General features: G+C 59.0%; 21 protein-coding genes and 1 pseudogene. 10 read left to right on the forward strand and 12 right to left on the reverse strand.

The window, feature by feature from the left end; genetic code table 11:
• Positions 1–115: 115 nt before the first annotated feature.
• Together J4D99_RS06470 and J4D99_RS06475 are read left to right on the forward strand one after the other, a co-directional pair.
• Entirely contained in the window at positions 116–3,382 is a 3,267-nt protein-coding gene (locus tag J4D99_RS06470; RefSeq protein WP_208130906.1) for an efflux RND transporter permease subunit, read from the forward strand.
• Between the two features lie 47 nt (positions 3,383–3,429).
• Positions 3,430–5,040, forward strand: coding sequence for an efflux transporter outer membrane subunit (locus tag J4D99_RS06475; RefSeq protein ID WP_208130907.1), 1,611 nt, complete (start codon positions 3,430–3,432; stop codon positions 5,038–5,040).
• A gap of 8 nt (positions 5,041–5,048) precedes the next feature.
• Here the strand turns inward: J4D99_RS06475 and J4D99_RS06480 are convergent, their stop codons facing one another.
• The 6 genes from J4D99_RS06480 to J4D99_RS06505 all read right to left on the reverse strand — a co-directional run bounded on the left by J4D99_RS06480 (position 5,049) and on the right by J4D99_RS06505 (position 9,057).
• Positions 5,049–5,459 (reverse strand): DUF2000 family protein, encoded by a 411-nt coding sequence (locus J4D99_RS06480; RefSeq protein ID WP_208130908.1) that lies wholly within the window; start codon positions 5,457–5,459, stop codon positions 5,049–5,051.
• 50 nt (positions 5,460–5,509) lie between these two features.
• Complete coding sequence (locus J4D99_RS06485) at positions 5,510–6,460, reverse strand: bifunctional helix-turn-helix transcriptional regulator/GNAT family N-acetyltransferase (protein WP_208130909.1); 951 nt, start codon at positions 6,458–6,460, stop codon at positions 5,510–5,512.
• Positions 6,461–6,556: 96 nt separating this feature from the next.
• The gene (locus J4D99_RS06490) at positions 6,557–6,832 is read right to left on the reverse strand and encodes a SemiSWEET family sugar transporter (protein WP_208130910.1); all 276 of its coding nucleotides are present in this window, start codon (positions 6,830–6,832) and stop codon (positions 6,557–6,559) included.
• 62 nt (positions 6,833–6,894) lie between these two features.
• The gene (locus tag J4D99_RS06495; RefSeq protein ID WP_208130911.1) at positions 6,895–7,515 is read right to left on the reverse strand and encodes a class I SAM-dependent methyltransferase; all 621 of its coding nucleotides are present in this window, start codon (positions 7,513–7,515) and stop codon (positions 6,895–6,897) included.
• A gap of 52 nt (positions 7,516–7,567) precedes the next feature.
• The gene (locus tag J4D99_RS06500; RefSeq protein WP_208130912.1) at positions 7,568–8,029 is read right to left on the reverse strand and encodes a peroxiredoxin; all 462 of its coding nucleotides are present in this window, start codon (positions 8,027–8,029) and stop codon (positions 7,568–7,570) included.
• 77 nt (positions 8,030–8,106) lie between these two features.
• The gene (locus J4D99_RS06505; protein ID WP_208130913.1) at positions 8,107–9,057 is read right to left on the reverse strand and encodes an alpha/beta hydrolase; all 951 of its coding nucleotides are present in this window, start codon (positions 9,055–9,057) and stop codon (positions 8,107–8,109) included.
• Between the two features lie 84 nt (positions 9,058–9,141).
• On the opposite strand from J4D99_RS06505, the pseudogene J4D99_RS06510 reads away from it, so the two are divergent.
• From J4D99_RS06510 to J4D99_RS06520, 3 genes and pseudogenes are all read left to right on the forward strand, one after another.
• Positions 9,142–11,000: pseudogene (locus J4D99_RS06510) on the forward strand (M2 family metallopeptidase).
• A gap of 18 nt (positions 11,001–11,018) precedes the next feature.
• A complete protein-coding gene (locus J4D99_RS06515; protein WP_208130914.1) occupies positions 11,019–11,486 on the forward strand; it encodes a hypothetical protein in 468 nt (155 codons plus the stop codon).
• Entirely contained in the window at positions 11,483–12,343 is an 861-nt protein-coding gene (locus tag J4D99_RS06520; RefSeq protein WP_208130915.1) for an alpha/beta hydrolase, read from the forward strand. Before J4D99_RS06515 ends, J4D99_RS06520 begins: the two co-directional genes overlap by 4 nt.
• A 4-nt stretch (positions 12,344–12,347) precedes the next feature.
• On the opposite strand, the gene J4D99_RS06525 is transcribed toward J4D99_RS06520, so the two are convergent.
• Together J4D99_RS06525 and J4D99_RS06530 are read right to left on the reverse strand one after the other, a co-directional pair.
• A complete protein-coding gene (locus J4D99_RS06525; protein ID WP_208130916.1) occupies positions 12,348–13,049 on the reverse strand; it encodes a GAF domain-containing protein in 702 nt (233 codons plus the stop codon).
• The gene (locus J4D99_RS06530) at positions 13,049–13,771 is read right to left on the reverse strand and encodes a pirin family protein (protein WP_208130917.1); all 723 of its coding nucleotides are present in this window, start codon (positions 13,769–13,771) and stop codon (positions 13,049–13,051) included. Before J4D99_RS06530 ends, J4D99_RS06525 begins: the two co-directional genes overlap by 1 nt.
• A gap of 377 nt (positions 13,772–14,148) precedes the next feature.
• On the opposite strand from J4D99_RS06530, the gene J4D99_RS06535 reads away from it, so the two are divergent.
• Together J4D99_RS06535 and aspA are read left to right on the forward strand one after the other, a co-directional pair.
• Positions 14,149–15,939: an alpha-amylase gene (locus tag J4D99_RS06535; RefSeq protein ID WP_208130918.1), complete on the forward strand. Its 1,791-nt coding sequence runs from the start codon at positions 14,149–14,151 to the stop codon at positions 15,937–15,939.
• A 188-nt stretch (positions 15,940–16,127) separates the two neighbouring features.
• Positions 16,128–17,537, forward strand: a complete 1,410-nt coding sequence (gene aspA / locus J4D99_RS06540) for an aspartate ammonia-lyase (RefSeq protein ID WP_208130919.1) — start codon at positions 16,128–16,130, stop codon at positions 17,535–17,537.
• 77 nt (positions 17,538–17,614) lie between these two features.
• Here aspA and J4D99_RS06545 read toward each other — a convergent pair whose 3' ends face one another.
• On the reverse strand, positions 17,615–18,184 hold the full coding sequence (locus J4D99_RS06545; protein WP_208130920.1) for a DUF3109 family protein: 570 nt from the start codon (positions 18,182–18,184) through the stop codon (positions 17,615–17,617).
• 147 nt (positions 18,185–18,331) lie between these two features.
• On the opposite strand from J4D99_RS06545, the gene J4D99_RS06550 reads away from it, so the two are divergent.
• The 3 genes from J4D99_RS06550 (at position 18,332) to murA (ending at position 22,767) form a co-directional block, all read left to right on the forward strand.
• Positions 18,332–20,578, forward strand: coding sequence for an ATP-dependent helicase (locus J4D99_RS06550; RefSeq protein ID WP_208130921.1), 2,247 nt, complete (start codon positions 18,332–18,334; stop codon positions 20,576–20,578).
• Positions 20,579–20,623: 45 nt separating this feature from the next.
• Positions 20,624–21,379 carry a DUF4290 domain-containing protein gene (locus tag J4D99_RS06555; protein ID WP_208130922.1) on the forward strand — a complete coding sequence of 252 codons (756 nt, stop codon included), beginning with the start codon at positions 20,624–20,626 and terminating at the stop codon, positions 21,377–21,379.
• Between the two features lie 80 nt (positions 21,380–21,459).
• A complete protein-coding gene (gene murA, locus J4D99_RS06560) occupies positions 21,460–22,767 on the forward strand; it encodes a UDP-N-acetylglucosamine 1-carboxyvinyltransferase (RefSeq protein WP_208130923.1) in 1,308 nt (435 codons plus the stop codon).
• Between the two features lie 78 nt (positions 22,768–22,845).
• Here murA and J4D99_RS06565 read toward each other — a convergent pair whose 3' ends face one another.
• From J4D99_RS06565 to J4D99_RS06575, 3 genes are all read right to left on the reverse strand, one after another.
• Complete coding sequence (locus J4D99_RS06565; protein ID WP_208130924.1) at positions 22,846–23,184, reverse strand: phage holin family protein; 339 nt, start codon at positions 23,182–23,184, stop codon at positions 22,846–22,848.
• Positions 23,185–23,213: 29 nt separating this feature from the next.
• Positions 23,214–24,308 carry an arginase family protein gene (locus tag J4D99_RS06570; protein ID WP_208130925.1) on the reverse strand — a complete coding sequence of 365 codons (1,095 nt, stop codon included), beginning with the start codon at positions 24,306–24,308 and terminating at the stop codon, positions 23,214–23,216.
• Positions 24,309–24,425: 117 nt separating this feature from the next.
• Positions 24,426–25,064, reverse strand: coding sequence for a chemotaxis protein CheC (locus tag J4D99_RS06575; RefSeq protein WP_236018554.1), 639 nt, complete (start codon positions 25,062–25,064; stop codon positions 24,426–24,428).
• Positions 25,065–25,130 lie beyond the last annotated feature (66 nt).

Genomic DNA, 25,130 nt, shown 5'->3' on the forward strand with positions numbered 1-25,130 from the left:
GACACCCGCGCCAAGTGGCTTTGCCAGGGGCGTTCAACTTTCGTGCTGGGGCGATTACTCTCCGGGCTCGCACTGACAACCGCCTTTATATAAGCTATTATAAAACAGGGATTTTATGCTGAAAATATTCATTGAGCGCCCCGTGCTCTCCACCGTTATCTCGGTTATCATCGTGCTGCTAGGGGTGCTGGGGCTGCTGTCGCTGCCCATTGCGCAGTACCCCGATATTTCGCCGCCCACGGTGCAGGTGTCGGCCAGCTACGCGGGCGCCAACGCCGACGTGGTGCTCAAGAGCGTAATTGTGCCGCTGGAGGAGCAGGTAAACGGCGTGGAAGGCATGACCTACATGACCTCTTCGGCTACTAATACCGGCTCGGGCAGCATTCAGGTGTATTTTAAGGTGGGCACCGACCCCGACCAGGCGGCCGTGGACGTGCAAAACCGGGTGGCCAGCGCCACCAGCCTCTTACCTCAGGAAGTGACCCTAGCCGGCGTGACGGTGCGCAAGCAGCAGAGCAGCAACCTGTTGATTTTTGCGCTCTACAGCGATAGCCCCGCCTACGACCAGACTTTCCTGCAGAACTACGCCCTCATCAACATCGTGCCGCAGCTGCAGCGCGTCACGGGCGTGGGCGCGGCCAACGCCTTTGGCTCGCGCAACTACGCCATGCGCATCTGGCTCAAGCCCGATGTGATGGCCATTTATGGCCTCACGCCGGCCGATATTACCGCCGCCCTGGCCGACCAGAACGTGGAGGCCGCGCCGGGCTCATTTGGCGAAAACTCCGACCAGAGCTTTCAGTACGTCATCAAGTACACCGGCAAGCTCATCACGGAAGAGCAGTTTGGCAACATCGTGCTGCGGGGCACCGCTCAGGGCCAGCTGCTGCACCTCAAAGACGTGGCCCGTATCGAGCTGGGCGCGCAGACCTACAACAGCAATAGCACCACGTTTGGCAAGCCCTCGGTGGGCATTTCGGTTAACCAGACGCCGGGCTCCAACGCCCGCGAGGTAATCCAGAATTCCATTGCTGTGCTTGCCACCGCCGAAAAGTCGTTTCCGGCAGGTATTCACTATACCAACCTAGTGAATATCAACGATTTTCTCGATGCTTCCATTGACAAGGTAATTCATACCCTAGTCGAGTGCTTCGCGCTGGTATTCCTGGTTATTTTCATTTTCCTGCAAGACTTTCGGTCTACTATCATCCACGGCGTATCGGTGCCGGTATCCATTATCGGCACGTTCTTCTTCCTCAAAATCTTCGGCTATAGCATTAACCTGCTCACGCTCTTTGCGTTGGTGCTCGCCATCGGCATTGTGGTCGATGACGCCATTGTAGTGGTGGAGGCCGTGCACGCCAAGCTCGAAAACGGCTACACTTCGCCCCGCCGCGCCGCCATCGACGCCATGAGTGAGATAACGGGGGCCATTGTGAGCATCACGCTCGTGATGGCGGCGGTGTTTCTGCCGGTCACGTTTATCACTGGCTCGGTGGGCGTGTTTTATAAACAATTTGGGATAACGCTTGCGGTAGCCATTCTGATTTCGGCCATCAACGCCCTCACGCTTTGCCCGGCCCTGGCAGCGCTGTTCTTGCTACCCCCGCACCACCAGACCAATCCCGACCACCCCGAGGCTACCACCGAGCAACCTGCGCCAGGCACGCAGAAAAAGACGTTTATGCAGCGCTTCAGCATTGCCTTCAATGCGGCCTACGATGCGCTGGTGGGTAAGTACACCCGCGCCGTACAGTTTTTGGCGGGGCGCCGGTGGCTGGCGCTGGCCGGCGTGGCGGGCTTTGCGGGCTTCTTGTATTTTTTGATGACGAGCACCCCTAGCAGCTTCGTGCCCAACGAAGACATGGGCACGCTTTTCGTGAACGTGAGCCTGCCGCCGGCCTCCACCCTGGAGCGCACCACGGCAGTTAATAATGAGGTGGATAGCCTCATTCGCACCATTCCGGCGGTGCGCGGTACGCTGCGCATTTCGGGCCAGAACTTCCTGGCTGGCCAGGGCAGCGCCTACGGCATGGTTATCGTGCGCCTCAAACCCTGGGACGAGCGCAAGAAAGCGAGCAACGAGGTTGTTATCAAGAAGATAAATGAGCTCACCGCGCACATTCGGGCCGGTCAGATTCGCATCAACTCGCAGCCCACCATTACGGGTTTTGGCGCCACGGGTGGCTTCACGTTTCAGCTGCAAGACCGGGGCGGGCACACCACAGCCGAATTTTACAAGGTGGCGCAAGATTTTCTGGCGGCCCTCAACCAGCGGCCCGAAATTCAGTTTGCCTCCACGGCCTTTAACCCCGGCTTTCCGCAATACCAGCTTTCGGTAAACGTGGCGAAGGTGAAGGAAGCCGGCCTCACCGAGAAGGACATCCTGAACGCCATGCAGGTGTATTACGGCGGCTCGTATGCGTCCAACTTCAACCAGTTTGGCAAGCAATACCGGGTGATGGTGCAGGCCGACACCAGCTACCGCGCCAGCCCCGAGGGCCTGAGCAAAATATTTGTGCGCAACGCCAGCGGGGCCATGGCGCCCATCACCGAGTTTGTGACATTGACCCGCGTATTCGGCCCCGAAAGCCTGTCGCGCTTCAACCTCTTCACCGCCATCTCCGTCAACGGCTCGCCCAAGGAAGGCACCAGCTCGGGGCAGGCCCTGGTGGCTATTCAGGAAGTGGCGGCCCAGAAGCTACCGGCCGGCTACGGCTTCGAGTTTTCGGGCATCAGCCGCGAAGAGCAGGGTAGCGGCCGGCAGTCGCTCTACATTTTTGGGCTCTCGCTCATCTTCGTGTACTTGCTGCTGAGCGCGCAGTACGAGAGCTACATCCTGCCCTTTGCGGTACTGCTTTCGCTGCCTATTGGCCTGAGTGGCACGTATTTATTTGCCCGGCTTTTTGGCGTCGATAACAATATCTACCTCCAAATTTCGGTGATTATGCTCATCGGCCTGCTGGCTAAGAACGCGATTTTGATTATCGAATTCTCGCTAGCCCGCCGCCGCGACCACGGCCTCGAAATACTCGATGCGGCCCTGGAAGGCGCCAAAGCCCGCCTGCGCCCGATTCTGATGACCTCGTTTGCCTTCGTGTTTGGCCTGCTGCCGCTGCTGTTTGCCAGCGGCGCGGGGGCCAATGGCAACAAGAGCATCGGCGCCGGGGCCATCGGCGGCATGCTGTTTGGCACGTTGGTGGGGGTCTTTTTCATTCCGGTGCTCTTCATCGTGTTTGAGAGCTTGCAGGAGCGCATCAGTGGCCCGCCCAAGACCAAGGAGCAGCTCGAAAAAGAGGAGTCGGAAGGTGGCCCGCCCCAGCAGCCCGCGGGCAACAAAAAGCCTGAAGAACGGCCCGCTCCGCAGCCGGCCCTGGCCTAGCGGCCAGCCAGCCGGAAGCTGCGTACAAAGCCTTAGACCTGAGATTCATGACTATCAACAATTTATTTCGGCTAGCCCCTGCCCTACTGCTGCTGGCTGCGGCCAGCGGCTGCGGCATTCTGCATCCCTACGGCCGGCCCGAAACGGCTACCAGCGGCCTCTACCGCGACGTGGCTACTGCCGATACTACTACCCTGGCCAGCCGCCCCTGGCAGCAGCTCTTCACCGACCCTTTGCTGCAAAAGCTCATTGCCGAGGGGCTAGCAAACAACCGCAACCTGCAAGTAGCCGATGCCCGCATTGCGCAGGCGCAGGCACTGCTGGCCCAGAGCAGGGCCGCCTTCCTGCCCAGCCTTAGTGGGCGGGCCACTACCACGCTTTCGCGCACGGGCGGGGCCTTTGTGAGCACCGGGGTGGGCGGCAGCAGCACTACTACCACGGGCACTACCACCGGCGGCACCACTACCGGCGGGGGCACTACGGGCGGCGGGACGATACCGGGTGGCGGGGGCACTACGGGCGGTGGCACTATTCCGGGTGGGGGCACTACGGGCGGCACCACTGGCGGCACCACCGGCACGGGCACTACCACGGGCGGCACCACCACTACCGACCAGTCGACCATCGTGACGGGCGGCGCGGCTCACCAATACCTGCTAGGCCTGAGCAGTAGCTGGGAGGCCGATGTGTGGGGCAAGCTGCGCAGCACCAAGCGCGCTTACGTGGCGGCCGTGCGCCAGAGTGAGGCCTACCGGCGCGTGGTGCAAACGCAGCTCATCGCCGACATTGCCGACAACTACTACGCGCTGCTGGCCCTCGACGCGCAGCTGGCCATCACCCAGCAGACCGTGCAAAACCGCATCAAGGACGTGGAAGTGATGAAGCTGCTGCTCGAAGGCGACGTGGTGACCGGCGCCGCCGTGGTGCAGAGCGAAGCGCAGCGCTATGCGGCCGAAGTCACGATTCCGGATTTGCAGCGCAGCATCCGGCAGGCCGAAAACCTGCTGGCCACGCTGCTGGGCCGCACGCCCGGCCCCATTGAGCGCGGCACCCTGGCCGGCCAGGAGCCCGCCCCGCCCCTGCTAACGGGGGTGCCCAGCCAGCTGCTGCGCAACCGCCCCGATGTGCAGCAGGCCGAGTTCACGTTTGAAAGCGCCTTTGAGCAAACCAACGCGGCGCGGGCCTACTTCTACCCCAGCTTTACGGTGACGGCCAACGGCGGCCTGACTGGCACCACCATCGAAAAGCTGTTTTCGCCCACGGCGGTGTTTGCCAGCATTGTAGGCGGGCTAGCCCAGCCTATTTTCAACCAGGGCATCAACCGCCTGCGGCTAGCCCGCTCGCAAGCCTTGCAGCAAGAATACCTCTACACTTACCAGCAAACTATGTTTACGGCCGGCCAGGAGGTGAGCAATGCGCTTTTCTCCTACCAGAGTGCGACCGATAAGGCCCGCATCCGGGCCCAGCAGCTCGACGCCCTCAACAAGGCCGTGGACTATACGCACGAGCTGCTGCGCGCCGGCTTTGCCAACTACACCGAGGTGCTCACGGCCCAGCAGAGCCTGCTGCAAGCCCAGCTCAATGGCGTGAACGACCAATTGCAGCAGCGCCAGGCCGTTACCGACCTCTACCACGCGCTAGGGGGCGGCTGGCGCTAGCTGCTACCTCAGGCGTGAAACTTGAGGCCATCGAGCGCCTTGCTCACCTGCTTGGCGTCGCCGTAGAGCGCGAGGCCCACCAGCGGTTGCTTTTCATCGGGATAGCTCGCAATGACGGCCAGGTTTTCGGCTTCGCCTTTGGTGGCAAACAGGGGCTCGGTATAAATGCCCACCCCTAGCCCGCGCTCGGTGGCCCGGCGGTGTGCCCGGTGCAGCGCCGCCTCGTCATCGGCTTTGTAAACCAGCATAGGCTGCCGCAGAAACGGCAAGTAGCGCGTGCCCGAGGCGCTGACCAGCGCCTGCCCGTGCGTTTCGGGAAATTGAATAGCTACCGCGCTAGCCAGAAACGCGGCCACGTTAAGCTTCTGCCAGTCGGCAAGGTCATTTTTGAGCACCAGCGCTATTTTGGTATCGTACATAACGAAAGCAGCTTCTCGCTTGAAATCACTAGTTATGAGTTGCTTATCAGTCAGTCTAACAGCAATTCCATTTGCACGTCGGCCCGGGCGTAAGGCGACGGTATAGGCTGCGCCAGCGGCCGAAACCCCAGCTTGCGGTAGAGCCCGAGCGCGGGGGCTAGCGTCGAATTGCTTTCCAGGTACACGCGCCCGGCGCCCAGGTCGCGCGCCCGCTCAATGGCCGCCTGGCCCAGTAGCCAGCCAATACGCTGCCCCTGCGCGGCCGGCGCTACGGCCATTTTAGCCAGCTCATAGCCGCCGTCAGCCATCTTGATAAGCGCACAGGTTCCTACCACTTCCCCGCCTACTTCGGCCAGCAAGATGACGCCGCCCGGCGCCAGAATGTAGGCGGCCGGCTGGTCGAGCGCCTTCAAATCGGCGGGCTCCAGGGTGAAATAGCGTGAAATCCACTCCACGTTCAGCTGCTTGAATGCTGGCTGGTCGGCCGGCTCGAAGTCGCGGATGTGCACCGGGGCAGCTTCGCGCTGCTGCCGGGCCTGGGCCACCCGCTCGCGCAGGCTCTGGCGCTGCAGCTGCAGCTCCACGGCAGCCAGCGCGTGCCACAGGTCGGCGTTGGTCTCGGATAGGAGGGTTTCCATGCTGCGGCGCACGTCGCTGGTTTGGGCGCGCAGCCGGGGCAGCACTTCCTGGCCTAGCGGGGCCAGCGCCAGCAGGCGGCGGCGCTGGTCGGTGGGGTCGGTAGTCATGGTAAGCAGGTTGTGCCGCACCAACTCCTTGATAATCTGACTCACCGACGCGTGCGTATGCCCGATTTCACCGGCAATCTCATTGCTCGAAATACCGGGCCGATGCGCCACCAGGTAAAACACCGGGTACCAGCGCGGCTGAAACTCCAGGCCATACTGCGCATAGATAGCAGTTGCCTCGGTGGTTAGGTACTCGCTCAGGCGCCGCAAGCGGCTACCCAGTGCCACCGGGCCAAGCTGCTGAATAAAGTCCATAGCAATTTTATGTAAGTACTTACACAAAAGTAATGAGCTTTCCCCAAACCTTACAGCCTTTTGGCCGCTGCTCCACTGCCCCGGCCCTAGCCCGCCCTATTCTCGTACCCGAAACAAGTGCTTGAAAAAGACCAGCACCAGGGTAAAAAACAGGTTAATAGCATTGCCCAGCAAGATGGGCAGGTTGTGCTCATAAGCGCCATATATCAGCCAGAGCACCATGCTGCTGGCTCCTACGGCCAACATCGGCCCGCTCAGGTCAGCGGCCGAACGCGTTTGCCAGGTGTGTACCACCTGCGGAAAAAACGTAAGGGCCGATAGCGCGGCGGCTACGAGCCCGATATCGCTGAGGAGCGTGGCGGAGGGGTGCATGGCTTATGCATACGCAAGCGGCTAGCCGGCGGCCGGCGCTCAAAATTGCTTTTGCGCTGGTCTTAGCGGTACATGAATACCGTAAAGTCGTTGTTCCAATAGCCTTCTTGCAATACCACCCTGGTAGATAGGGTTTTGCAAAACGCCACGATGGCGGCCAGGTCATAAGCAGCCAGTGGGGCATCTGCCTCGGCCTCGGGCTCGCCGCTCAGTAAGTTGAAGCCCAGGCCCAACCGGCAGCCAGCGTATAGCTTTTCAATGGCGCGGTAAATAAAGTCGGGCTGGCGCTGGCGGTAATTGAGCGAGCCGCTAGCCAGCACGTAGTCGCTGCGGGGCAGGGGCTCGCGCAGAAAGTCGCCCCGGATGAGGGTAACGGCGGGCTCATGGCGGTAGCGCGACTTGGCTAGGGTCAGCAGCTCCTGCATCTGCTCGATGCCCCGGTACTGCACCCCCGCAAAGCGCTGCCGCAGAAAGGGATACAAGTCGGCGTAGCCACACCCCACATCGAGCACCGAGTGGTGCGAAAGGTTGCCAATCTGCGCCAGCCTTTGAAAACGAATCAGCTGGCCCTCGGGGTGCCAGCCCAGCGCCCCGGCGCTACCGGTGCCATATTCCCGAATGCGGAGCTGGTGGTAGCGAAATACGGCAGCGTTGTCGAGCAGCTGCCCCAGGCGGTCGCGCATGAAAAATAACGCCGTGAGGTAAGAGGAGCCAGGTACTTTCAACCGCGTGGGGCTAGCCCTTGGGCACGAGTCCGCGCAGCACTTCCTTGGTTTTGCTGACGTGGTCGGTGGCGCCGCTCATTGAGTTGAAGATATAGGCAATTTTGCCGTCCTGGTCGATTACGAACGTGACGCGACCCGGCAGCAGCCCCAGAAACGCGCGCGGCACCTCATACTGCTTGCGCAGCTGCCCGCTGGTGTCGGCCAGCAGCGGAAAAGGCAGCCGGTGCTTCTGGCTGAATTTCTGGTGCGAAGCCTCACTGTCGGAGCTCACGCCCACTACCACCGCGCCAAGGTCCAGAAAGTCAGCGTACTGGTCGCGAAAAGCGCAGGCTTCGGCCGTGCAGCCGGGCGTGTCGTCCTTGGGGTAGAAGTACAGCACTACCGGCCGGCCGCGCTGCTCGGCCAGGTGAAAGGTGTCGCCCTTGTCGGTGGGCAACGTAAAATCGGGGGCTAGGTCGCCAAGCTGAAGCATGCTTTAAGTAAACAGTGAGCAGTAAGTAGTGAACAGCTAGCGCGGCCATTGTTCACTGCCTACTGCTCACTGTTTACTCATTTTGTCAGCCAGCCGTTGGCGTCCAGCCAGTTTTGGAGGCGGTCCATCCACTGGTCTTTAGTGGTGGCGTTGTTCATGCCAAAGCCGTGGCCCCCTTTGGGGTAGAGGTGCATTTCGGCGGGCACATGGTGGCGGTGCAGAGCCTGGTAGAAGACGATGCTATTTTGCACCGGCACCGTTTTATCGTCTTCGGCGTGCACCAGGAAGGTGGGCGGCGTTTGGGCCGTCACCTGTAGCTCGTTGGAGTAGCGGCGCACCTGGTCGGGGCTAGCGGTGGCGCCAATCAGGTTATCGCGCGAGCCTTTCTGCATAATGCTGTCGCTGAAGCTGATAACCGGATAGAGCAGCACCAGAAACGCGGGCCGCACCGAAACCGGGCCCGGATTATCGCCCACGGGCCGAGCAAAGTGGGTGCCCGCCGTGGCCGCCAGGTGGCCGCCGGCCGAGAAGCCCATCAGGCCGATGCGCTCGGGGTTGAGGTTGTACTTGGGGGCTAGCTGGCGCACCATGCGCAGGGCCTGCTGGGCATCGAGCAGCGGCGCAATGCTTTTGTCGGGCTGGCTGTGTTCGTTGGGCAGGCGGTATTTCAGCACAAAGGCGGTAATCCCTATGTCGGCCAGGCGCTTGGCTACGTCGTAGCCCTCGTGATCGATGGCCAGCCGGGCATAGCCGCCGCCGGGGCAAATGATAACCGACGTGCCATTGGCCCGGTCGCGGGCCGGCGTATAGACCGTGAGGGTGGGCTGAATGACGTTGGAAATGCGCACGCCAACGCCTTCGGTCACGCTGGTTTCCTGCACCTGGCTAGGCTTGGAATCGGGAATGGCGCCGGCGTAGAGTGGCAGCACCGGGGCCGCCGTGCCGGCGGCCGTAGTTTGAGCGTGGAGGTGGGCGGCAGTAGTCAAGCTTAGCAAACTTATAGCAAGCAACAGGGAAGATTTTTTCATAAATGACGAGGTGGCAAACAAGGTACGTGGCAAAAATGACGAAGCAAGCGGGCTAGCGAGGTGCTTCCCTCCTACCTTTCCGGCATGAAAACGCGCTATTCCAAATTTCGTTTTGCCCAGTCCTGGCCGGTGCTGGCCGCGGTGCTCACCGCCTGCGCTCCTACGGCGAAGGTACCGGTAGCTACTACCCCGGCCCCGCCAGCCACCCCAGCTAGCCCCGCCCCGCCCGACTACCGTGCCCAGGCCGAGTCTTTTCTGACGCAATACACTGCCGAATACGTGCGCCGCTACACCGAGGCCAGCGAGGCCGAGTGGACCAGCAACACGCACATTGTGCCCGGCGACACCACCAATGCCGGCCGCACAGCCCGCGCCAACGAGCGCATGGCGGCCTTCGCCGGCTCGGCCGAGAATATCGCCAGGCTGCGCGAGCTGCTAGGGCATAAAGACCAGCTCACTCCCCTGCAAGTTAAGCAGCTCGAAACGGCGCTCTACAATGCCGCCAACTCGCCCCAGACGGTGGCGCCGCTCGTAAAGCGCCGCATCAAGGCCGAGGCCGCCCAGACTGAAAAGCTCTACGGCTTCACGTATACCTACGCTGGTAAGCCGGTGACGACCAACGACCTCGACGCACTGCTGCGCACCGAAACCAACCCGCAGAAGCGCCAGCAAATCTGGGAGGCTAGCAAGGCCATCGGCCCCACCCTCAAGCCTGGCCTGCTGACCCTGCGCGACCTGCGCAACCAGACCGTGCAGGCACTGGGCTACCCCGATTTCTTCAGCTACCAGGCCAGCGACTACGGCCTGAGCCGCGAAGAAATGATGGCCCTCGTGCGCAAGCTCAACGACGAGCTGCGCCCGCTCTACCGCGAGCTGCATACCTACGCCCGTTACGAATTGGCCAAGAGATACCACGTGAAGCAGGTGCCCGACTACCTGCCCGCGCAGTGGCTGCCCAACCGCTGGGGCCAGGACTGGGGCAGTATGGTGACGGTGAAAGGCATCAACCTCGACGCGGCCATCTCCAAAAAAGGCCAGGAATGGCCCGTGAAGCAGGCCGAGCGCTTCTACCAAAGCTTACTTTGCCGGCTTCTTTCTACGAGAAAAGCAGCCTTTACCCACTGCCCACCACGGCTGCCTACAAGAAGAATAACCACGCCTCGGCCTGGCACATCGACCTCGACCACGACGTGCGCAGCCTGATGAGCGTGGAGCCCAACACCGAGTGGTACGAAACTACCCACCACGAGCTGGGCCACATCTACTACTTTCTCACCTACTCTAACCCCGACGTGCCGCCGCTGCTGCGCCAGGGCGCCAACCGTGCCTACCACGAGGCCATCGGCAGCATGATGGGGCTAGCCGCGCAGCAAAAGCCTTTCCTGGCTGGGTTGGGGCTTATCGACACCAACACCAAAACCGACCAGACCCAACAATTGCTGAAGGAAGCGTTGCAATACGTACCCTTCATCCCATTTGCCTCGGGCGTGATGAGTGAGTGGGAAAACGCGTTTTATGCCGAAAACCTGCCCGCCGACCAGCTCAATGCCAAGTGGTGGGCCCTTTGCAAGCAGTACCAGGGCATGGTGCCCCCTAGCCCACGCGGCGAAAATTTCCTCGACCCTGCCACCAAAACCCATATCAACGACGACCCCGCGCAGTACTACGACTACGCGCTGAGCTACGTCATCTTATTCCAGCTCCACGACCACATTGCCCGCAAAATCCTGCACCAGGACCCGCACGCTACCAACTACTACGGCAGCAAGGAAGTTGGCCAGTTTTTGCAAGATATCATGCGCCCCGGCAGCAGCCGCGACTGGCGCACCGTACTCAAGGAGAAAACCGGCGAGGACCTTTCCGCTAGGGCCATGGTCGACTACTTCCAGCCGCTAATGGCTTATTTGAAGGAGCAGAATAAAGGCCGGAAATACACGATGTAACCCTTGGTGTTCAGACAAATGCCGGAAGCGCTTGACTTTCTTTTAGCTACCGCTCTTGCCCAACCCTTGCGCATTTCTACTAATGTGCTGGAAGAAGCACGAGAGAACATGTTCTACTTAGGGCTAGCCGAAGCTGAATTGTGCTTACACACTGCACCAACCCTTGAAGCATGGCTAGCCGCAGTAGTAGCTGGCAAGGGGCAGCAGTTGCGTGGTAAACACAAGGTCATGCAGTTTTACTGCTGGCACGATGCTCAGGCTTCGCAACTACGCTTTAGCTTAGTTTCGGCTGGCATGGCGCTACCGTTTCATTGCCCGCTACAGCTAGTCGAGTTGTCGGTAGTGGTGCAAGGGTTTATTAAGCAGGAATGCCTGACCTTCGACCAAAATCTTTTTGAGTCTGATATGCCCGCCGGGCAGTTAATGGCCGAGCAAGCCGAGTCTACAGAATTTACACTGCCTGTTTGGCGCACCATTATCCCATGAAACTACTAGTAGCTTACTTTCTACACGCGGCCAGGTTAGGAGCTACCCTTTTGCTACTTGCCAGTTTAGCCGGACGCCCGCTGGCCGCCCAGGCCCAAACGCCCGCTGCCCCGCTGTGCATCGGCGAAACCTTCACGCTAGCCTCCAAGGTGATGGGCGAAACCCGGCGCCTTAACGTGTACCTGCCGCCCGTGTACCGCGACTCGGCCACGGTGCGGCTGCCGGTGCTTTATATGCCTGATGGGGGGCTAGCCGAGGATTTTTTGCACGTGGCGGGCCTGGTGCAAGTGCTGGTAGGCAATGGCACCATGCGGCCGTTTATCCTGGTGGGTATCGAAAACACGGCGCGGCGCCGCGACCTCACCGGCCCAACTACCAATGTGGAAGACAAAAAAATAGCGCCCCGCGTGGGTGAGTCGGCCAGGTTCCGGCAGTTTATTCGCCGTGAGTTGATGCCGGCCGTTCGGGAGCGCTACCGCACCACCGCCGAAACGGCCCTGGTGGGCGAGTCGCTGGCCGGGCTATTTACGGTCGAAACCCTGCTGCTGGAACCCGACCTGTTCGATACTTACCTGGCCTTCGACCCCAGCCTGTGGTGGAATAATGGCGAGTTGGTGCGCCAGGCTGCCAGCATTATACCCGCCTACCACGGCCCGGCCAAAACCCTGTATATGGCCACCAGTATCCACGGCGACACTGTGGTTACCGCCCGGCTCACCGCGCTCATGCGAGCAGCGCCGCGGCACAGCATCACCGCCTACTATGAGCCTATGCCGGCCGAGACGCACGCCACTATCTACCACCCGGCCGCGCTGCGGGGCTTCCGGCGAGTGCTAGGGCCGCGCAAGGTTAAGTAAAGCTTTAAACCAGCCGGCGCTCGAGCACGTGGGCTACGCTTTCGAGGCGCTGAATAATAGGACGCGCTACGCTTGCATCGCTCAGGTCAATGCCCTGGCTGCGGGTGGCCAGGTAGCGGGCTAGCGAAGCATTATCGTCAAGGGCGATGCTCAGCTCCTGCTGCGCGTCTTCCCACTCGGGCAGCTGGTCGGCAGCCAGATAGCGATAACGCAGCTCAATGGTTTGGCTCACGAGGCCCGCCAGCCGCGTAAGCAGCTCGGCTTCAATGGCCGAGAAGTCCCGGGCCTCTTTGCCAATAATAGCCAGCATCCCCAGGCGGGAGTTGTCTTCGGCCACCAAGGCCGCCCCGGCGTAAAAATTCAAGCCAATCGCCTGGGCTACATCAGGCTTAATGAGCTCGCAGCGCTCGGGCTTATAATCAGAAACAACTACCGCATCGCTACTTAGGATAGCTGCTGAGCACATGCTCTCATTGCGCGCTAGGCTCGGTAGCCCCGTAGCCCCGGTCAATGCCTTGAACCACACCTGGTCGGCATCGACGAGCGAAATAAGTGCGATAGGCACCCCAAACAGTTGGGCTGCCCAGGCCACGTAGTCGTCAAAAATCCGTTCGGGGGTGGTATTAACAATCTGAAACTGGTGCAGTGTGCGCAGGCGGGCCGCGTCGTGCTCCGGTATCAGGGAGGCGGGAAAATTGCTTGTCATTAGTAGTTTGCCTCGCTGCCGGGCAGGTCAATCAAAATAAATTGGGCGTCTTTGGTGGCTTCGATAGCGAGCACGTCCTCGGCATCGATGCGGGCCTGGTCATTGGGGCCTAGTACAGTGCCATTCACGGATATGCTGCCCTCCTTGACGTAAATAAAGGTAAGCCGAATAGGGAAAGTTTTGAACGTCAACTTTTTCCCACAGTCCAGGTTACTCCAGTAAATGGTGCTGTTCGAGTTCATATACACCACGTCTTCGAGCACGCGCTGGCCCGTTACAAGCGGCACCAGCTCGTTTTTCTTGCCTTTTAAAAAGCCCAGGTCTTTTTGCTCGTAGCTGGGGGCTAGCCCCTTCTGGCTCGGAATAAACCACAGCTGGTAGAGGTGCAGGGGCTTGTCCTGGCGGTTCATTTCGCTGTGCGCCACGCCGGTGCCAGCCGTCATGCGCTGCACCTCGCCAGCCGGAATGGCCGTGCGGTTGCCCATGGTATCCTCGTGGCTCACTTCACCTTCGAGCACCAGCGTCACAATTTCCATCTCGGAGTGCGGGTGCTGCGGAAAACCATTTTGTGGGGCCACTGTGTCGTCATTGAACACGCGCAGCGGGCCGAAATGCATGTTATTTCGGTCAAAATAATCGGCGAAGGAAAACAAGAAATAAGAGCTCAGCCAGGCTACGGGAGCGGCGTGGTGGCGGGCGGCGGCGGGGATGTGCGCGAGCATGGTGTTTGGAAAAAGAAGAGGGCTAGCCCCGAAAGGTAGCTGGTAGCGCGTATGAACTGCAAATAGAGCGCCGAGGTTACCTAAGCTTTGCTCGCCTGCTATGAGTTACGACCGCGCACCATCAAATTATACAATTCATTACGCAACTTACCAGGCTGGCGTCCCACAAACGTTTGCAGTAGTATTATCCTAAAATAATGTGCTTTATTCCCTAAATAACGGTTAAAATTACTAATAATGCCCCTTTATTTACGCTAGATAACCAAAACAAAAGTCTTCATCAAATTTTAATCATTATAAAAAAAGTCTAAATTTTATTGCGTGATACTGTGGGAATTTCGCTAACATTGCAGTGTCCTTTTTCCCACTCAAACCACATGCAAACACCCCTACCCGGGACCGCGCGCCTAGCAGGCGCGGCGGCCCTCCTGTTCCTAGCCGGCTGCGCCAAAGAAGCCGCTGCTCCCAGCGCCAGCCCGGCGCTCGCCTCTCCCACCGCGTCGGCCAATGCCACGACCGTAAACGGCACCATGATGCAGGGCTTCTACTGGGATGTACCCCAGAGCACCAGTGGCCAGACCTGGTGGCAGGTGCTGAGCGGCCAGGCCAGCGAGCTAAGCCAGGCCGGCATCACGGCCATGTGGCTGCCGCCCGCTTATAAGGGCGCGGCCGGCGTCAACGATGATGGCTACGGCGTGTACGACCGCTACGACCTGGGCGAGTTCAACCAAAAAGGCTCGGTGGCTACTCGCTACGGCACTTTGTCGCAGCTCCAGAGCTGCATTTCCTCCCTCCACGGCAAAGGCATCCAGGTGTATGAGGACATGGTGATGAACCACTTTATGGGCGCCGATGCCCAGGAGAGCTTCGCTTACAATGGTACCAACTACAACGTCTGGACCAGCTTTACGTACCCGGCGCGCGCCAATAAGTACAGTTCCTACCAGTGGCACTACTATAATTTCAACGGTGCCCAGCAGGCCCCCAACAACGGCTGGTACCAGTGGAATCCCTGGGATTTCCAGCCCTACAACAACGGTGACGCCTACGACAACCTCATGGGCTGCGAGGTACGCTACGCCGACCCGAACCAAGTAAACGAAACCATCAACTGGGGCAACTGGATGACCACGACCCTGGGCCTGGACGGCTACCGTGTCGATGCCGGCAAGCACATGCTCACCTCGTTTCTCAACAGCTGGTTCGACGGCGTAAAGAGCTCACGCTTTGCGGTGAGCGAGGTATGGTTTAACAGCGTGAGTGAGCTGCAGAGCTATATCTCAGCCACGGGTGGGCGCACGAGCTTGTTTGACGTGCCGCTGCACTACACGTTCAAGGCCATGAGCGACGGCAACGGCTCGTGGGATATGCGCGGGCTGGAGTTTGCCGGCCTCACCGAGGCCGACGGCGCACACTCCGTTTCGTTTGTGGACAACCACGACACCGACAATTCGGGCGGGCTGTATTCGCCTATCGTCAACCTGAAGATGCTGGCCTACGCCTACATCCTAACCCGCGAGAAGGGCTACCCCTGCGTCTTCTACAAAGACTACTACAACTACGGCCTGGGTGCCCAGATTAAAACCCTGAACCTCATCCGGCAGGCGCACGCCTACGGAGCGGGCTACGAGTACACCAGTGTCGATGATGCCGATGTGTACGCCTACTCGCGCGCTGGTGATGCTTCGCACACCGGCCTGCTACTCATGCTCAACGACGGCAGCAGCAATGCTACCAAGACCATCAGCACGCCCTTCAAGAACGCTACCCTTACGGACCTGACCGGCAATAATACCAGCACCATCACCACCGATGCCAACGGTACTGCCACCTTCCCAGTCAACTCCCGCTCGTATTCGGCATGGGTGCCTAAGCCTACTACCAGCGTGACGTTTACTATCAACTACAGCAATACCGTAACGGGCCAGAACCTCTACATTGTGGGCAGCACCGGCCAGCTAGGCTCCTGGAACACGGCCAATGCCATTCAGCTCAGCGGCTCGGCCTTCCCCAACTGGACCGTGACCATCCCACTGACTGCCGGCATTGGGGTGCAGTACAAGTACTTCCGCAAGGATGGCTCTGGTAATATCCTCTGGGAAGGCGACCCCAACAACTCGCTCACCCCCAGCGGCACCAGCCAAAGCGTGACCGATACCTGGCACTAAATCTGGGTATCCCCTACTAGAACGTCATGCCGAGCTTGCCGAGGCAGCTCTACCCAACGGCCCTAGCGGCGCGGTAGAGCTGCCTCGACAAGCTCGGCATGACGTTCGCCATTTTTGGCTGGTATTCGTTTTCAAGCCCGACCGGTATTCATCGCGCACCTTTGCGGCCGCATCCTCTTTCCCTCCCCATGACCCCATCCACCCGCCTCGAACACGACTTCCTGGGCGAACTGCCCATTCCCAACGACGCTTACTACGGCATCCAGACCCTGCGGGCGCTGGAAAACTTCCACATCACCGGCATTCCGGTCAAGGTTGAGCCGCTGTTTGTGCAGGCCCTGGCGTTTGTGAAAAAAGGCGCGGCCCTAGCCAATAAAGAGCTCGGCGTGCTCGACCCGACCATTGCCGACTACATTGCCCTAGCCTGCGACCGGGTGGCGAGCGGCGAGTTCGACAATCAGTTTCTCACCGACATGATTCAGGGCGGGGCCGGCACGTCGGTGAATATGAATGCCAACGAGGTGATTGCCAACGTAGCCCTCGAGTTGATGGGCCACCAGAAGGGCGAGTACCAGTACTGCCACCCCAACAACCACGTCAACTGCTCGCAGAGCACCAACGACGCCTACCCCACGGCCTTCCGCATCGCACTCAATAACAAGCTCGTCGGCTACCGCGATATGCTTTCGCAGCTCGCCGATGCCTTCGCTCAGAAAGGCGAGGAATTTCAGAACGTGCTCAAAATGGGCCGCACGCAGCTGCAAGATGCCGTGCCGATGAGCATGGGCGACGAGTTTCGGGCCTTCGCCACCAACCTACGCGAAGAGCTGCTGCGCATCGACGACTCGCGCCGCCTCATTGCCGAAATCAACATGGGCGCCACCGCCATCGGCACCCGCGTAAACGCGCCCGCCGGCTACCCCGAGCTCGTAACGCAGCACCTGCGCCAGATAACCGGCCTAGACCTGAGCCTGGCCGGCGACCTTATCGAGGCCACCTACGATACCGGCGCCTACGTGCAGCTCTCGGGCGTGCTCAAGCGTACGGCCGTGAAGCTCAGCAAAATCTGCAACGACCTGCGCCTGCTCGCCTCGGGCCCGCGCGCCGGCCTGTTCGAAATCAACCTACCCGCCTTGCAGCCCGGCTCCAGCATCATGCCCGGCAAGGTGAACCCGGTGGTACCCGAGGTAGTAAACCAGACGGCCTTCTACGTCATCGGCGCCGACCTCACCGTAACCATGGCTGCTGAGGCCGGCCAGCTTCAACTCAATGTGATGGAGCCGGTTATCTCGTTCGCGCTGTTCACCAGCATTTCCTACATGACCAACGCCTGCCGCACGCTGCGCGAAAAGTGCGTGCTCGGCATCACGGCCAATGCCCAGCACGCCGCCAGCATGGTCTACAACAGCATCGGCATCGTGACGCAGCTCAACCCCGTGCTAGGCTACGAAACAGCCGCCAGCATCGCCAAAGAGGCCCTAGCCACCGGCAAATCAGTGCACGACATCGCCGTGACCGAGCGCCACTTACTCACGCAAGAGAAGTGGGATGAGATTTTCACGTTTGAAAACCTCATCCGCCCCGTGTTTATGAAGTAGTGCTGTTTTATTAAGCTGAAAAGCCGTCCTGCTGCGCTTGTAGAAGGAGGACGGCTTTTCAGCTTAGTAAGCAACTGCTAGACCGTCGGATTCTCAATCTCGCGGCTCAACTCGGCGTACCACTCAGCGCCGTACTTGCGGATAAGCGGCTCTTGCAGAAACTTATACACTGGCACCCCTAGCTTAGCGCCAAACGAGCAGGCCGGCGAGCAGATGTCCCACCGGTCGTAGTTGAGTGCCTCGAAACCATCGTATTTGGTAACCCGAATCGGGTACAAATGGCAGCTAATGGGCTTCTTAAAGTCAGTAACACCCGCCAGATAGGCCTGCTCAATGCCGCACTTCAGGATGCCCTGTTCGTCGTAAAGCGCATAGGCACATTCGCGGTCGTTGATGGTGGTCGTGCTATAGTCGCCTTCCCAGTCTTCGATATACAGGCCCTGCTCGGCAATGGCCTGCTTGCCGGCTTCAGTCAGAAACGGCTCAATCTTAGGGTATTCGTTTTTCAGAATCTCTAATTCTTCCAGCTCCAGCGGGGCGCCGAGGTCGCCCTCTACGCAGCACGCGCCCTTGCAGGCACCCAGGTTGCAGACGAAAAATTGCTCGGCTACGTCGTCCGAGATAACGGTATTTTGGATAACAATCATAGCTGCAGCGAATTTATCGGCGATAGAAAGCGGTTAGTAGCGAGTGGCGCAGCGGTGGCTTTGCCAAAAGCAGTAGCACAAAGATACCGCCCTGCCCCCGCCCAACTTATCTTTGTCAGCTAGCCGCCCACGGGGCGGCCTCTTCGTATGGCTTTAGATTATCACGCGTTATTGAACCCCTCGCAGGCCGCCGCCGTGCTCCAAACGGAAGGCCCCTGCATGATTATAGCCGGCGCCGGCTCGGGCAAAACCCGGGTGCTCACCTACCGCATCGCGCATTTGCTGGAGCAGGGCGTTGACCCGTTTAACATCCTGGCCCTCACCTTCACCAACAAGGCCGCCAAGGAGATGCGCGCCCGCATTGAGAAAGTAGTGGGGCCCGCCGCCAAAAGCCTGTGGATGGGCACCTTCCACTCAGTTTTTGCCAAAATTCTCCGTTCCGAAGCCGAGCGCATTGGCTTCCCCCGCTCGTTTACCATCTACGATACCCAGGATAGCAAGACGCTCATCGGGCAGATTGTGAAAGAGTTGGAGCTCGACGACAAGCTTTACAAAGCCAGCACCGTGCTAGGCCGCATTTCGGCCGCCAAAAACAAGCTCGTGTCGGTGGCGCAGTATATCAACGACCCCGTTATCCGGCAGGACGATGAGGCAGCGCTGCGGCCCAAAATTGGCGTCATCTACCAGCAATACCAGCAGCGCTGCTTCAAAGCCGGCGCCATGGACTTCGACGACCTGCTCTATCAAACCAACGTGCTCTTCCGCGACCACCCGGATATTCTGAATAAATACCAGAATAAATTCCGGTTTGTAATGGTGGATGAGTACCAAGACACCAACTATTCGCAGTATTTAATTACCCGTAAGCTGGCCGCTAAAGAACGCAATATCTGCGTAGTAGGCGACGATGCACAGAGTATTTATGCTTTCCGCGGCGCGGATATTTCTAATATCCTCAATTTTGAGAAGGATTACCCCGAGCTAAATGTATTCAAGCTGGAGCAGAATTATCGCTCCACTAAGAATATTGTATGGGCTGCTAATTCTGTCATTAAAAACAACCAGGCGCAGTTGCGGAAGGATGTTTTTTCGGACAATGAAACCGGTCATTTAATTGAGGTAATTAAAGCTGCTTCTGATAACGAGGAGGGCAAATTAATTGCGCAGTCGATTTACGAGGACAAGATGAACCTGCATCTGTCCTACGACCATTTTGCCATTCTTTACCGCACCAACGCCCAAAGCCGGGCAATGGAAGAGGCCCTGCGCAAATTAAATATTCGCTACAAAATCGTTGGTGGCCTGAGCTTTTATCAGCGCAAGGAAATCAAGGACTTAGTGGCTTATTTGCGCCTCACCGTTAACCCAAATGACGAGCAGGCCTTGCGCCGGGTAATTAACTATCCGAAGCGCGGCATCGGCGACACAACGATTAGCAAACTAATTAATTCTGCCGAAGAAAGCAACCACACCATTTGGGAGGTGGTTAGCAATGCCGACCAGTTTTTGCCGGCCCGGGTGTCAAACCCGGTAGTAGGCTTTGCGGAGAAAATCAAAAGCTACACCGTAGTAGCCGGCAAGGAAGATGCTTTCGAGGCGGCCAAATTCATTGCCAAAAACTCGGGCATGATTGAGGAATTGTACGCCGATAAGAGCATCGAAGGCCTGTCGCGCTACGAGAACATTCAGGAATTGCTCAACGGCATTAAGGAATACGTGGACGACCCCGAGCGCGAAGACAAGTCGCTAGGGGCCTTTTTGCAGGATATTGCCCTCGTAACCGATGCTGATACCAAGGATGCCCAGCAGGACGGCGAAGCCGTTACGCTGATGACTATCCACTCGGCCAAAGGCCTGGAGTTCCGCAACGTGTACATCGTGGGCATGGAGGAAAATCTCTTCCCGAGCCAGATGATGATAACCTCGCGGGCTGACCTGGAGGAAGAGCGCCGACTATTTTACGTGGCTATCACGCGGGCCGAGAAGAAGCTGACGCTCAGCTACGCTACCTCGCGCTACCAGTGGGGCAACCTACGCTCTTGCGAGAAGTCGCGCTTTCTGGATGAGATTGACCCGCAGTATCTTAACGTGAAGTTTGCGGCCGGGCCGGCCATCGGCGAATCGCCGGTGCAGCACGTATTTGAGCGGCGCTCGAACCTCGTAGCCGCCCCAGTGCGTAAGACGGTGCCAACGAAGTATGTGGCCCCGGCCGACTTTCAACCCTCCGATACGAGTAACTTGCAGGCCGGCCAGCGCGTCGAGCACGCCAAGTTCGGTTTCGGCAAGGTGGCTACACTCGAAAAGCAGAACGGTACCGTGAAGGCCATCATTCAGTTTGAAGAAGTTGGCGAGAAAACGCTGCTGCTGAGCTTTGCCAAGCTGCGGGTATTATAGATTTTATTATTTGCGGTGTGGCGCTAGCCTAGCCGCCCTAGTTCCATGACGGAAACCCCTTTACTGCCCTTCCACTTGCAATTGCTGGTGCGCGAATACGGGCAAAGCACGTATCAGCTTATTCAGGGCCTGGCCCAAATTGAAGACGTGGCCGAGCGCACGCGCCGCGCAGCCGGCATTGTGCAACTCATACTGCGCCTGCGCCCCAGCCTGCGCGACCAGCCTGATATTCAAACCCGCCTCTGGAACCACATTCATGCCCTAGCGGGCACCGAAGTGGTGCTGGATGCCCCCGTAACGCTCACGCCGCCACGCTTGCATACCGAGCGCCCGAAACGCGTGGAATACCCACGCCAAGCGCCCAAGCTCAAGGCCTACGGCCGGGGTGTGGAGGCCCTCGTAGCCAAGGCCTTGACTATCGAAGACGCCACCGAGCGCGACCAGGCCGCCGTGCAGATTGGGCGCACCATGAAGTTTCTGTACCGCCAGCACAACAAGGAAAACGCTAAGGACCAGACCATTATTCGCCACCTGGCCGAGCTATCGGGCGGGCAGCTGCGGCTCGATGCGCAGCTAGTGGCTGACCAAGGCCTGTTTGAAATCGCTAGCCTACCCGCTACGGCCAGTCCGCAGCCCGCCCGCCCCACTGGCAGCCAGGGCAGCAACCGCTTTGAAGGCAGCCGCGAGCGGCGCCCGGAAGGTAGCAGCTCCGGCTTCAGCACAGGCGGGGGCAATGGCAAGAAGCGCGATAAAAAACGCGGCAAGAAATTTCGCTCCGAGCCTCAGCAGCCGCCGCAGTAGCTTTGTGGTTTCGATGGCTAGGGGCTTTCAGCTGCTAGCCATTTGCTAATTGCTCATTGTTAATCGATAATTAAAGAAGAATGGCTGCATTTGAAGTGCGCGGCGGACGGAAGCTGCACGGGGAGATTATTCCTCAAGGAGCTAAAAATGAGGCGCTCCAGATTCTGTGCGCGGTGCTACTCAGCCCCGAGCCCATTACCATCAGCAACGTGCCCAACATTCGGGACGTGAACAAGCTCATTGAGCTGCTGCGCGATATGGGCGTGAAGGTGGGCCGCGTGGCCCCCGACACCTATGTTTTTCAGGCCGAGGACGTACGCCTCGACTACCTCGACACGCCCGAGTTTGTGGCCCAGGCCCGCGAGCTGCGCGGCTCGGTGATGATACTAGGCCCCCTACTGGCCCGCTACGGCCGCGCCCAGCTGCCCAAGCCGGGTGGCGATAAAATCGGCCGTCGGCCGCTCGATACGCACTTTGTGGGCCTCGAAAAGCTGGGCGCGCACCTCACGTTGGAAGGTACCGACTTCTATCGCCTCAGCGTGCCTGGCGGCAAGCTGCACGGCGCCTCTATGCTGCTCGACGAGGCCAGCGTAACGGGCACCGCCAACATCGTGATGGCCGCCGTGCTGGCCCAGGGCACCACCACCATCTACAACGCAGCTTGTGAACCCTACTTGCAGCAGCTATGCCGCATGCTGGTGCGCATGGGCGCCAAGATTCAGGGCATCGGCTCCAACCTACTTACCATCGAAGGGGTAGAAAGCCTCGGCGGCACCGAGCACCGTATGCTGCCCGATATGATTGAGATTGGCTCCTTTATCGGCCTAGCGGCCATGACGGGCTCCGAAATCACTATCAAAGACTGCCAGATTCCGGAGCTGGGAATTATTCCTGACACCTTCCGCAAGCTGGGCATTCACTTGGAGTTTCGCGGCGACGACATCTTCGTGCCGGCGCAGGAACACTACGAAATCAGCACCTACCTCGATGGGTCTATCCTTACGGTAAGCGACCACACCTGGCCGGGCTTTACGCCTGATTTGCTGAGCATTATCCTCGTTATTGCCACCCAGGCTAAGGGCACGGTACTCATTCACCAGAAGATGTTCGAGTCGCGCCTGTTTTTCGTGGACAAGCTCATCGACATGGGCGCTCAGATTATTCTCTGTGACCCGCACCGCGCCACCGTCATCGGCCTCGACCGCCACAAGCAGCTGAATGGCATCACCATGTCATCGCCCGATATCCGCGCCGGCGTGGCGCTGCTCATAGCCGCCCTCTCAGCCGAAGGCACCAGCAAAATCCTGAACGTGGAGCAGATTGACCGCGGCTACCAGAATATTGACGAGCGCCTGAACGCGCTCGGCGCCGACATCCGGCGCGTGTAGCATCGGACTCTACTAGGCCCTAAAAAAGCCCTCTGCTTTGGCAGAGGGCTTTTTTAGTGTATTGATGTACCCAGGGGGCTAGTCCAATATCATATCGACCACGGCCGTTACCAGCGAAAGCGCGAGGCTGAAAATCAGTGCGCTTACAAAGCCCGTCACGGCAAAGCTACTCATCAGAAAATCGGCGAGCTTCACGATAATGACGTTGATAACGAGCAGAAAAATCCCCAGGGTCAAGATGGTAATCGGAAAGCCGATTATCTTCAGTATGGGTTTTACGGTGGCATTCAGCAGGCCTAGCACAATAACCAGAATGGCAGCGCTGCCTACACCATCGAGCCGCACGTTGGGCAGGACCTGCGCCAAGCCGTAAGTGAGTACGGCCGTGAGAATGAATTTGAGAATGAATTTGCCCATGAGACGGAGAGTGAAGGAGTGAGAAAGAATTATTCCGGGCTTTCTACGCCTTTCGCGGTTAAACGGCCTTGCGAAACAGCCATCCAGTTGCACAACTGATAAAGTAGGCGCGCGCCCACAATACCGTTCCAGTCTGTATCGCCGGGCGCTACCTCGTTGAGGTCCAGCCCAATAATGGTACGGCCCGAGCGCACAATCATGCGTAGCAGATAGGTGGCTTCTTCAAACTCGAGGCCGCCGGGCACGGGCGTGCCGGTGCCGGGGCAGAGCTTGGGGTCGAGGCCGTCGATGTCGAAGCTGAGGTAAACTTTCTGCGGCAGCTGGGCAATGATTTTACCGCACACCTTCTTCCACGACTTCTTCGCAAACTTCTCCTCGCTCATAAACCGCTGGCCAAACAGCGCTACCCGGCCCACCGAGTGCTCGATGAGGTCGGCTTCCTGCTGGCACATATCCCGAATGCCTACCTGCACCAGCTTCTTTACCTGCGGCAGCTGCAAGGCATTGTACATGATGCTGGCGTGCGAATACTGAAAGCCCTCGTAAGCGGGGCGCAGGTCGCAGTGCGCATCTATTTGCAGAATACCAAAGCCGTCGGGGTGGCGCTCGGCCAGCGCATGCATAAAGCCTAGCGGCGTGCTGTGGTCGCCACCCAGCACAGCCACGGCCTTGCCACTATCCAGCAGGGCGCCAGTTTTTTGCTTGAGCCACTGTAGTAGCTTATCGCCCTCGGCCGTGATGCGGGCGGGCACATTGCCGTGCTGGGCCGCGCCGTTGGCCGGCTGGCCTTCCTCTAGCCAGCCGATGTAGTCAGCGGCCAGGGGGCGCAGGTCACGGCTGGTTTGGGCAATGGTCTCATCGGGCTCTTCCATCGCCAGGCCGAGCTTCCAAGCCTCTGGCAGGTCGGGGTCGTAGAGGTCTACTTGCAGCGACGCCTCCCGAATGGCATCGGGCCCCTGGGCAGTACCGGCACGGTAGCTCACGGTTACCTCCCACGGCACGGGCACTACAACTACCTGCGCCTCCTCGGGGGTAAAGGGCAGCCCAAACAGGCCGCCGGCGGCATCGCCTAAAGCATTGGGGTCAAAATTGGCGATTTTTTGCGCGAGCGTGGAATCTGACACGGCTAAAAAAAGAACACCAAGCGGTTAGCACTTGGTGGGTGAAAAATAAATAAAGTATTGGCCGTCACCTGTTCAAAAAAGCAACGAGCCAGTTAGTATACGGGGGTAAAGAGCCGCTTACGCAGCAGACTGCGTTTTGCCCAGAAAATCGTAAGTCCGGATAATTTCCAGGATTTTCTCAAACGTAGCCCGGTCAAAAAACAGCATGAGCGGTAGCTCAACCGAATTCTCTTTGTCAGAGAACTGCGTAATGACAGAGAAGATGAGCGGTTGCAACGCGTCCGGGTCGGGCATCAGACTATGCAATGCCGTAGCCAAGTCACCCGTTGGGGCTAGCGGGGGAGCACCGTAGATATTGGCTTTTAAGATATTAGCCAGCTGCGTTACCAAAGCGCCTGTAATAATATTGCTAATTTCCAACAACAGCGACTCCTGTAGCTCATTGAGCTGCAAGGTGTCGGGCACGTGCATGCGCAGGCACACCCGCGACAGCCGCTGCACGTGCTGCCCTGAGAAGAACATAAAAGTCGAGCCGTTGAAATCGCCCCGGATGTCGCTCTGGATAGCCACGTAGCGCGTCTGATAGTCGCGCACCCGCTCAATAATGCTGCTGCTGGGCAGCAAGTCCAGATTGGGCACTTCCAGCATCACACGCTCCTGCGCAATCACCGCAAAGCTGTCGGCCGCCCGGGCCAGGCCGATGTTGAGAATTTCGCGGATAATATCGCGCTCTAACTCATTCATTGATAAATTCATAACGGCTTAGTTCGTAACGACGGCGCAGAAGCTGGCAAATTAATACGGAAAAGGGTAGGAAGCAGC

Origin of the sequence: Hymenobacter sp. BT559 (genome assembly GCF_017571525.1) — a bacterium.
GTDB classification, from domain to species: domain Bacteria; phylum Bacteroidota; class Bacteroidia; order Cytophagales; family Hymenobacteraceae; genus Hymenobacter; species Hymenobacter ginsengisoli.